Source organism: Wolbachia endosymbiont of Wuchereria bancrofti (genome assembly GCF_002204235.2).
In the GTDB taxonomy this organism is placed as follows: domain Bacteria; phylum Pseudomonadota; class Alphaproteobacteria; order Rickettsiales; family Anaplasmataceae; genus Wolbachia.
In genome coordinates, this window is the sequence record NZ_NJBR02000097.1 from 1 (window position 1) to 9,410 (window position 9,410).

The 9,410-nt window shown below is 32.8% G+C and carries 10 protein-coding genes and 1 pseudogene; 7 read left to right on the forward strand and 4 right to left on the reverse strand.

Going from position 1 to position 9,410, the window contains the following annotated elements:
- Positions 1-651: 651 nt before the first annotated feature.
- Together CCY16_RS05075 and secF are read left to right on the forward strand one after the other, a co-directional pair.
- Positions 652-1,123, forward strand: a pseudogene (locus CCY16_RS05075) (helix-turn-helix domain-containing protein); the annotation flags it as partial.
- 118 nt (positions 1,124-1,241) lie between these two features.
- Positions 1,242-2,123, forward strand: coding sequence for a protein translocase subunit SecF (secF, locus tag CCY16_RS05080; RefSeq protein ID WP_088415464.1), 882 nt, complete (start codon positions 1,242-1,244; stop codon positions 2,121-2,123).
- On the opposite strand, the gene CCY16_RS05085 is transcribed toward secF, so the two are convergent.
- Entirely contained in the window at positions 2,100-2,612 is a 513-nt protein-coding gene (locus tag CCY16_RS05085; RefSeq protein WP_088415478.1) for a TIGR02281 family clan AA aspartic protease, read from the reverse strand. The genes secF and CCY16_RS05085 overlap by 24 nt on opposite strands.
- A 273-nt stretch (positions 2,613-2,885) precedes the next feature.
- Between CCY16_RS05085 and yidC the strand changes: the two genes are divergently transcribed.
- The 5 genes from yidC (at position 2,886) to CCY16_RS05110 (ending at position 6,461) form a co-directional block, all read left to right on the forward strand.
- Positions 2,886-4,604, forward strand: a complete 1,719-nt coding sequence (gene yidC / locus CCY16_RS05090) for a membrane protein insertase YidC (protein ID WP_088415466.1) — start codon at positions 2,886-2,888, stop codon at positions 4,602-4,604.
- Positions 4,582-5,010, forward strand: coding sequence for a 6,7-dimethyl-8-ribityllumazine synthase (locus CCY16_RS05095; RefSeq protein WP_088415468.1), 429 nt, complete (start codon positions 4,582-4,584; stop codon positions 5,008-5,010). The genes yidC and CCY16_RS05095 overlap by 23 nt, the downstream gene beginning before the upstream one ends.
- Positions 5,010-5,543, forward strand: a complete 534-nt coding sequence (gene nusB, locus CCY16_RS05100; protein ID WP_088415470.1) for a transcription antitermination factor NusB — start codon at positions 5,010-5,012, stop codon at positions 5,541-5,543. The genes CCY16_RS05095 and nusB overlap by 1 nt, the downstream gene beginning before the upstream one ends.
- 80 nt (positions 5,544-5,623) lie before the next feature.
- The gene (gene infA / locus CCY16_RS05105; protein WP_011256392.1) at positions 5,624-5,887 is read left to right on the forward strand and encodes a translation initiation factor IF-1; all 264 of its coding nucleotides are present in this window, start codon (positions 5,624-5,626) and stop codon (positions 5,885-5,887) included.
- A complete protein-coding gene (locus CCY16_RS05110) occupies positions 5,865-6,461 on the forward strand; it encodes a Maf family nucleotide pyrophosphatase (RefSeq protein WP_088415472.1) in 597 nt (198 codons plus the stop codon). Before infA ends, CCY16_RS05110 begins: the two co-directional genes overlap by 23 nt.
- Here CCY16_RS05110 and CCY16_RS05115 read toward each other — a convergent pair.
- The 3 genes from CCY16_RS05115 to CCY16_RS05730 all read right to left on the reverse strand — a co-directional run bounded on the left by CCY16_RS05115 (position 6,453) and on the right by CCY16_RS05730 (position 9,182).
- On the reverse strand, positions 6,453-6,638 hold the full coding sequence (locus tag CCY16_RS05115) for a hypothetical protein (RefSeq protein ID WP_088415474.1): 186 nt from the start codon (positions 6,636-6,638) through the stop codon (positions 6,453-6,455). The two genes, CCY16_RS05110 and CCY16_RS05115, sit on opposite strands and share 9 nt — an antisense overlap.
- A 40-nt stretch (positions 6,639-6,678) precedes the next feature.
- Positions 6,679-7,719: a hypothetical protein gene (locus CCY16_RS05120; RefSeq protein WP_143696922.1), complete on the reverse strand. Its 1,041-nt coding sequence runs from the start codon at positions 7,717-7,719 to the stop codon at positions 6,679-6,681.
- Positions 7,720-7,928: 209 nt separating this feature from the next.
- A complete protein-coding gene (locus CCY16_RS05730; protein WP_179946086.1) occupies positions 7,929-9,182 on the reverse strand; it encodes a hypothetical protein in 1,254 nt (417 codons plus the stop codon).
- Positions 9,183-9,410 lie beyond the last annotated feature (228 nt).

The following is a 9,410-nucleotide window of genomic DNA, read 5'->3' on the forward strand; positions in this document are numbered from 1 at the left end:
TTATGTCTTCACAACATTTCTAGGTTTTTACCTATATAAGTTGAAACTCGCTTATACTTACAAAGTGTTTAGGACAGTATAATATGCTAATTTGCAGGATTAGAGAGTAAATACTATCTACCACGGTATATCTTTTGCCTTTTTTTTGCCTAGTAAATTTCTAAAACATTTATGACTAAAGGTTAGTTGCAATAAAAAACAACTGAGTCGCGATTATTAAGTATTTAAAACATAAAAAAACGCTAATGTTTTTAAATAGATATTAACTAGGGCTTCTTTTACCTTTTTTTTGCTTAGTGAATTTCTTAATATTTGTAGCTGAAGCAATTCAAGAGCACACAACGTAATGTCAAGCCTTTTAGTTTAGGTTATACAAGAGACCTATTTATAATGGAGATTAAATTATGGAAATACAGAGTCGCAAACGACATAAACCCATAACAAGGGCAGAAGTTGCTGTAGGTATTAGCTCTTGGTTATATTAAAATTCATTGAGAAAGATAGGCATCTTATAAAAGCTCACAACAAAAATTTCATATAGTTATTACTGTAGATAGCTATCTTATAAATATGTAAAAAAAGTTATGAAAAATAATAGACTATTATAAAATCTTATGGTAAGGTATATGTTTATTTATATAAAAGAGCGATATGAGCAACTCCAATAATAGCGATGATAAGAAGCATTCTGATTCTTTAGGCTACAAAGTAGGACGAAGAGTGAAATATTGGAGTGAGGATATACTCAGAAGGATTTAGCAAAAAAGACCGGGTAAAATACTGGGTAATAATTCAACATGAGAAAGGAAAGCGCAGAATACCAATCGAAAGGTTATATGATATAGCAGAGACATTGTCAGTAAGTATTATGGATCTAATTCCTATACAAAGAGGGCCAAAAAATTGGCTTAAAGACAAAGGAGAAGAAATATTAAATCTAGTAAGAAATTATAAAAAGATTAGTGATCAAAAATTACGTAAGATATTTTATTTGTTAGTTAAATCTGCCCAGCTTAGTGAAAAAAGTAGTAGAAAAGTAGAGAGAATAGAAATAGCCAAGAATCTGTTCAAAGCAGGCATTTCTGTTGACATTATTTCCCAAATAACTGGCTTATTAACTGATAGAATTGCATGACTTGAAGTATTTAACTGTAAAGAAACAAAATTTAGTATGATCCAACCACAGAATAAACTAGTGAATCTTTTGAAAAGTATATAAAATTCAAGTTTGAGTAAAGAATATGGCAGTTAGGCTCATTCCAGACAATCTCAATATTAAATTTAGTAAATATAGAAAATTGACTGCATTAACTAGCATTATTCTTGTCATTTCTTCGCTTTTTATTGTTGTGTTACGTGGAGTGAATTTAGGCATAGACTTTACAGGTGGAATTTTGATGGAAATAAAATCTTCAAGCGAAGACCATGCTGTCCTTAGTATATTGAAAGAAAATGGTTTTACGATACAGAGTTCAAAGGCTGGTGGTAGTTTAGTCATGTATTTTAGAGAGGAAGGAAATGAAGGTAAAATTAAAAAGATCAAAAGTATTCTGAAAGAAAAGCTGGGTGGTTCAATAAACTACCGTAAAATAGACTATGTTGGCCCACGAATAAGTTCAACACAGATACTTGAAGGAATCTTGTCCATGTTTATTGCAATTGTTGGAATATTTTTTTATGTTTGGTTTAGATTTAATTGGCAATGTGGATTTGGTGGAACAATAGCACTAATTCATGACGTGATTTTAACTGTTGGTTTTGTCAGCCTGGCTGGCATTAAATTTAATATTTCATCGGTTGCAGCTCTCCTTACTGTGATTGGTTATTCAATCAATAATTCAGTAGTTATATACGATCGGATTCGAGAATATCAAAAGAGTGGTAAAAATAGGCAGATGAGTGATATAGTAGATGCAAGTATTAATGTTACATTGTTTCGCACTGTCTTAACCTCAGGTACAACCCTTCTTGCTACTATCCCTTTGACATTAATTTGTACAGATACAGTCAGGGACTTTAGCTTGATCATCTTTTTTGGTATTTTAATTGGCACTTGTTCTGCAATATTTATCTCTGCTCCTATATTAACCTGTAAAGTCTTAATAAGTAGAATTACAGTATAATATCAGCTTATTACCTCTTATAGTAAAATGAAAATATTTTAAAAAACTCATTCCAAGCAGTGAATGAGGCATAGAATGGGTGTTAACGCTGGCTTGTACATCATTAATCAAAAAATTTCCTATTTTAATCTGAGGTATCTGAACCACTCCAGCTCTTATTTGACCTTTTGCAGTTTCATATATTTTAAAATCCTGAATATCTTGCAATTTAATACCAGCATATAATGCATCTTTTTGCGATAGAACAATATCGGTTGCACCGGTATCTAGCAAAAACGTTATGTTATGACCATTAACTTGAGCTTGAATATAAAAGTGTCCATCATATGATTTTGTAAATTCGACACTTCTGCTATTTTGAATTCTTCCTCTATATGGTAAAAAAGTGCTGAGAAATCTGTTTCTTAGTCTGTCCTTTTGTGAATCAATAAACATTGCAGTAATGACTATTATTAGTAGCCAAATAACTAGATTTTTCACCGCGTTCATATCAGACCTTAAACAACCACTATTTGAACAAAAAGTTAATAATGCATTTCCTGAGGTCATTTCAACTCATGACGTTGGGATTTAGAAAAAAAGAACATATATCCTAATACCAAGCTACCTGGATGACAGAGAGCAGCCTACTGTTAAAATTTGAAACCATTAAAATAAATTTTAAAATTAGCGTTAAAAGTTATTATTAAAAATAAGTAAATTTGATTGTTTTGGTACAATATTTAATATACTCTTTAAGGAGATACGTTTAGGTTAAGTTTTATGTCAGAAGCAAGAAATCTAATTTTGGCAGCTATCCTTTCTATATTAATTATAGTATCTTGGCGCATTATTTACGATAACTTTCTCAATGCAGACCAAGATCACCCATCAATTGAAAATATTGAACACATAGAGTCTTTTAACGATCTTGCTCCTGTAACACACCAAAACCGTTCCGAAATTATTAATTCTACTCGAGAACAAAGGATTAATTTGATCAATAATATGGTTAAAGGGTCGATTTCTTTAAAAGGTGCGAGGTTTGATGACTTAATTTTAACTAATTACTACTTAGAACCAGATCCTTCTTCCCCACAAGTAGTGTTGCTGTCACCTGCAGAATCAAAAGATGTATATTTTGCAGAATTTGGGTGGCTCGATCCAAATGGTAAAATCAAAGTTCCAGATTCCAAGACATTCTGGCAAGCAGAAAAAACTGAACTGACTAACCAAAAGGCAGTCAATTTATTTTGGAACAATGAAAATGGCATTGTATTTAGGATGAGAGTTAGCCTTGATAATAACTACATGTTTAAAGTTGAGCAAATTGTTGAAAATAACACAAAGGATAATGTAGTTTTGGTTCCTTATGGTAAAATTAACCGTAAGCGTGATAATATTAACGAGTCTTATTGGATATCACATGAGGGGATACTAGGTGCATTTGATAACAAACTAGAGGAGTGGACATATAAAAATATTGCCAAGAGACATTTAATAAAAGCAAGTACAAGTGAAAAAAACTGGTTTGGTTTTGCCGATAAATACTGGCTTACAGCTATCATACCTGAAAAATTTGATAAAACAAATGTAAGTATTAAACATACGAACGCTAACAATGTTGATAAATTTCAAGTGGATTTTGTCAAACCTTACAAGAATATACTTCCTGGTACTAGTGCTTCTAATGTAAATTACTTTTTTGCTGGAGCAAAAAAGTTGAATTTACTAGACTACTATAAAAGCACCCTCAACATACCTTTATTTGACAAAGCTGTGGATTTTGGTATTCTTTATTTTATAACCAAGCCAGTGTTTTTACTGCTTGAATATTTTAACTTCGTTTTAAAGAATTTTGGCTTAGCAATATTGTTGCTGACTTTAGTAATTAAACTTTTGATGCTCCCTTTATCCAATAGATCATATGTTTCAATCTTCAAAATGAAAAGCTTGCAGTCTGAGGTAGCTCGTATAAAAGAGTTATATAAAAATGATAGCTTAAAGCAACATAAAGAAACAATTGCATTGTTCAAAAAAAACAATGTGAACCCAATGTCAAGCATTCTTCCTATACTAGTACAAATACCGGTATTTTTTGCTTTATATAAGGTATTATTTGTTACCATAGAAATGAGACATGCTCCTTTTTGTTTATGGATTAAGGATCTTTCAACCTCTGATCCAACGAATATTTTTACATTATTTGGGTTATTTAATTGCAATTTCCCTATTTCTATAGGTATCTTGCCTATAATTTTGGGTATTACCATGATAATTCAGCAGAAGATCAGTGAAAAAGGTCAGACCAACAGGGATGATATTCAAGCAAATGTTATGAAGTTTTTTCCTTACATTTCCATCTTCATTTTCTCTTCTTTCCCTGCAGGTTTGGTAATATATTGGATATTTAGTAATGTCATAACTTTAATTCAGCAATCATTAATAAAGTTGTTTTTAACAAGAAAGTTAGGAATAAATGTCGAAAATACTAATAGTTAATTCAATTTATTATACTGAAATAGCAAATCTTTTGCTTGAAGGTGCAACCGATAAATTAAAAGGCAGCAATGCCAGTTACAATGTAATTGAAGTTCCTGGTGCATTTGAAATACCGGCAGCAATTCTTTTTGCAGTCAAGAGCAAGCACGTTAATTATGATGGTTATTTGGCTCTTGGGTGTGTAATTCGTGGTGAGACGGACCATTATCAATACGTTTGTAAAGGAGTAATCAAAGGCTTAAACGAAGTTGTTATGCATAACACAGTACCTCTTGGTATGGGTGTAATTACTGCTGATAGCAAAGACAAAGCTCTAGTAAGGGCTGATAAAGATAAAAAGAACATCGGCGGCCGTACAGCCTCAGCTGTTTTGCATATGATAGATTTGTATAATAAATTAAGATAATGGAGGAAGAACCTGTAGAGAAAAAGTGGCGTATAAAAAGAAGTGCAGCAAGATTTCTTGCTGTGCAAGTTGCTTACTCAAATATTTTTATGGGTTACGATAAAAGCACTTTTGAGTTGGAAAACTGTGAGCTTAGGAACTATGTAGGTAAGTTAGCAGATATTTTTGAATGCGAAGAATTTGATTATCAATTCTTAGAAAAACTGTTATATAAAGTTATAAGAAGCAGTGAAGAATATGATAAAATAATAGAGTATTATTTACATCCAAGCTGGTCTCTTTTGCGGTTAAATCTCGTAAGCTTATCTATTTTGCGTGTTGCAGTATGTGAATTAGCTAATTGTGATACACCAGCTCCAGTTGTTATCAATGAATATACTAACATTGCATCCGATTTACTTGATAAACCAAGCGAAATTGGTTTCATCAATGGATTGTTGGATAAAGCAAAAGGTGCAGTTAAGCTGAATAAAAATTTTGACAACGTGCCGATGCCTGGGTCACTAGTAACCAAAAGAGAAAAATTTGAGTAATAAAGAATAGTACAAAAGGTCTTCTATATTCTTTAAGATCTATATAGACTGACACAGATTATTGAATTTTTATTTAATAAATGGTAAAAGACGAAAAATCGAAAACACTTTTTGAAGTGGAAGGAGCAGTAACTGCTTTATTACCCGCAGCAGAATTTAGAGTGAAGTTGGATAACGAGCATGAGATCATTTGTCATGTATCAGGAAAAGTAAGAAGAAGTAAAATACGCATCATTATTGGAGATAGAGTGTTAGTAGAGATGAGCATTTACGATAGAAATGCAAAAAAGGGTAGGATAATCAGAAGGCTTAAAGGTACAAGTGATAGAACAATTTCTAAATAACCTTATTCTTGCTTCATCATCAGAAAGGCGTATAGCTTTACTAAAACAAATAAGTATTGAGCCAGGTTTAATTCTACCAGCAGATATAGATGAAGTTCCTTTAAGAAAGGAACTTCCAAAAGATTACTCAATCCGCATGGCAAAAAGCAAAGCTGAGAAAATACAAAGTTCAAATCCAAGTTATTTTGTGCTCGGTATTGATACAGTCGTTGCTTGTGGTAGAAGGATCTTGCTCAAAACTGAAAACATCGAGCAAGCAGAAAAATGTATTCGTTTGTTATCGGGACGAAGGCATAGAGTATACACCAGTGTGTGTTTATTAACTCCCGATCGGTCCAAACAACATATCAGAACTGTAGTTACAATAGTGAAATTTAAACGCCTAAGTGAACAAGAAATTAAGTACTATTTAGCATCAGAAGAGTGGAAAAATAGGGCAGGGGGGTATAATATGCAAGGCTTGGCTGGAATGTTCGTATTATTTCTACGTGGCTCCTATTCTTCTATTATAGGGTTACCACTACATGAAACCTATTGTTTGCTAAGTAATTACTTTAACCTCAATTTATATTGATATACCTTTACCTTTTTCTTGTTGTTGCTTAACATGTTTAGTCCAAAGTAATTTTCTGTTTTTGTTTCCTAATGTGATTCTATTTCGACCATAACTATCAGTGTGTTTTGCTGAAGCACCTTCTACTACTTTTCCTATTACCCTAACTTTCAGTTGTGTCTTATCTTTTTCTAGCAATTTATATAGCTCGCTATTTTTATCTATAGTCGGACTAGTGTTAGCATTTTTTCGTTCTATCGCTTTTCTTATATCTGTTGAACTGTCTTTTTAGCAGTTCAGCTTCCATTAGGTATTCTTTAGTTTGTGGGCTAATGTAGCGTACTTTAGAGCTGATTTGTTTTAACTCATAGTTCTTTTTACTTAATCTTTGCTCAAGCTCCTTAAATGAGGTTAAGTTATTTACATTAGTTTTTTCTGGTGTACTAAGATTAGTCTCTTTTGATTGAGTGTGACTATTTTGTTCAGCATCCATATTTCCATCAGTACTAACTAAAGATAGAGGCTTGTTAATAGAGGTACTTCCTTCAGCAACTTGTTGCGCTGTTTTTTCTGATTCTCTGTCTAGTTTTTTCAACACTTTTTCTAGCTTACCTACCATTTGGTTAGATGGATTAGTAAATTGAATACTTTTCAACTCTTTACCAACTGGTTTACTTGGCACCATACGAGTTTCACTATTATGATCCTTACTATTTTTTCCGTACTCTAGCTGTTTTGTATTCCTCTTATCAGTGCTGGTTGATATAGGTCTGTCACCATCTTCAGAAAATGCACTAAGTTGTATACCTTTTACGTCTAAATTACCTTTGCTATCGGATTGTGGTCTAGAATGTGACTGATCTTGTTGCTGGATTTCAGGTTGTTGTTGATTATCAAGTGTTTGCTCATTTCTATGCAAATCATCTGGTCTTTTACTTCCAGGTAAAGTGTATACAAACATAGTGAATGTAGGGTTGTCATATCGTTTATCTCTTTGCCTGTTGTCTTGTTTATCATCACATAACCAATCTGTATTTTCGTAAATATGCTCTAGGTTGTCATTACAATCACAATTTTCATACTTCTCTCCTCGTTTCGCATTTTTATCATCTGATTTAGGGTTTAAAAGCATTAGATACTCATCTTTGTTATCGCTCCTATCATCTTCGGGATCAGAAAGCACCTCATCACGCTCACTTTCACTATATAAGAATTCAATTTCTGCTCTTCTCGCAAGAATCGAAGCTACACCATCTTGCAGTGTTCGCTTATCTCCCATATTGCCTGACTTCTTAGTATCTTCAGACTTAAATGTACCTTCAACTTTTTTCAATGTTACATCTTGTGTTGGTAGTGCAAGCGCAGCGCTTTTTACTTGCAGAGCCTCCTCAGTAACTGTTTTTTTTCTTCCAGACGTAGTGTATCTAAACGCAATGAATGTAAGATTGTCATATCGTTCATCCTTTTGCCTATTATCTTGGCTCTGGCTTATAGGCTTGACAAAAGTATTCTCGCCTTGTTCATCGGAAACATTTTTTTTGAGTGAGCCAGTTCTAAGTGGTGAAGGTATAGGAACTTCAAAAAGCGATTGAAGGTTATAAACCTGATCCCCGGATTTTCTTCTTCATGGCAATTTGCCATTATTACAAGACCTCTTTGCCTGAACAATTTTTCTGCATTTTTGTCATCAATACTATTCCAGCCCAAATTAATCTGTATAGTACTTTGTTCTTTTTTTAAAAGTTCTAATAGCTTGGGTACATTTATGCTATTTAACTCATGTAAATCTAAAGTGTTACTTTGTATGTATTTGTTAAATTCCACTTTTTGCCCATTACTTTGATGGTCTAAAGATTTGGTCTTCCCTTGTTTAACGCCTTTTTTAAGTAAACTAACTCTATGTGGTGACAGTGGAGGATTTTCTTCAGTAGGTGCATGAGAATTTATAGTACTGGTCATTGTATTCTGAGATCCAATCTTTCGATCCATATCAGTAGTTTGAATGCTTCTACCAACAATTTTTGTTGCGGTTTCAAATGACGTATTAATTTCATTCTCTCTTGTTTTCCCGAATTCTATCTCATGTAAGAATAAACCACCTATTTTTACATCCCAATTCGCTTTTGACAGATCTTTTAACTGCTCTTCAGTAATGTTACCTTCAATAAGTTTTATGCTGTTGGCATTAATATTAATCCTGATAGTACACTTTTTTCCTTCCTTATCATACCAATTCAAAGTCATTTCATATGAACCATCGGTTACGACATAATGCCTTACTTTTCTCTTGTCTTTCCCTTCTCCTTCCTCAGCAACAAAACCGTGCATTCCGCTCTTTTCATCGCTGTGCAACGTTGAAAATCCAGAGATTCCATTCTTCTGACAAAAATCACTGTTTAAAAATTCGCTGATTTTAAACTCTTTCTTGTTGTCCTCCAGCGCAATACTTGCGTGGTTACCGTATATTGAAACTCCTTTAACAGCGCCCTTAACATCATCATCAATAATATATCTACTCAACACTCTTTCTGCTTCTTTTTCAAGTTCCTGCTGTGCTCTTTCCATCTTGTTGAGCTCTTTTTGCAGAACTTCATATACTTCATCTGTGTTCCAACCAGTACCACGTTCTATTAAAGACTTTACTATATTAAAACCAACCCTAGCATTATAAATAGGATCACCTTCCTTTTTTATTTTATCAAATAAAGGAAAAAATTCTTTTTGTATACTTTCAATGTTCATATTCTTCCTCACTAATAACCCTCTGCCTTTTAGTTTTAGCTAGTATAATTATTATGGAAATTAGTTTAATTTTTATTAAAAGAGGCTGTATTGCCGATGTGATGACATGAACTATCTTAGAACCTGTACATGATCTCATAAATCCCACTAACAAGTAGCGGAATAACGGTTGTCGTTTAGCTATAAATATTTAAGAAATTTAATAATAAAAAAGGCAAAAAAACATAT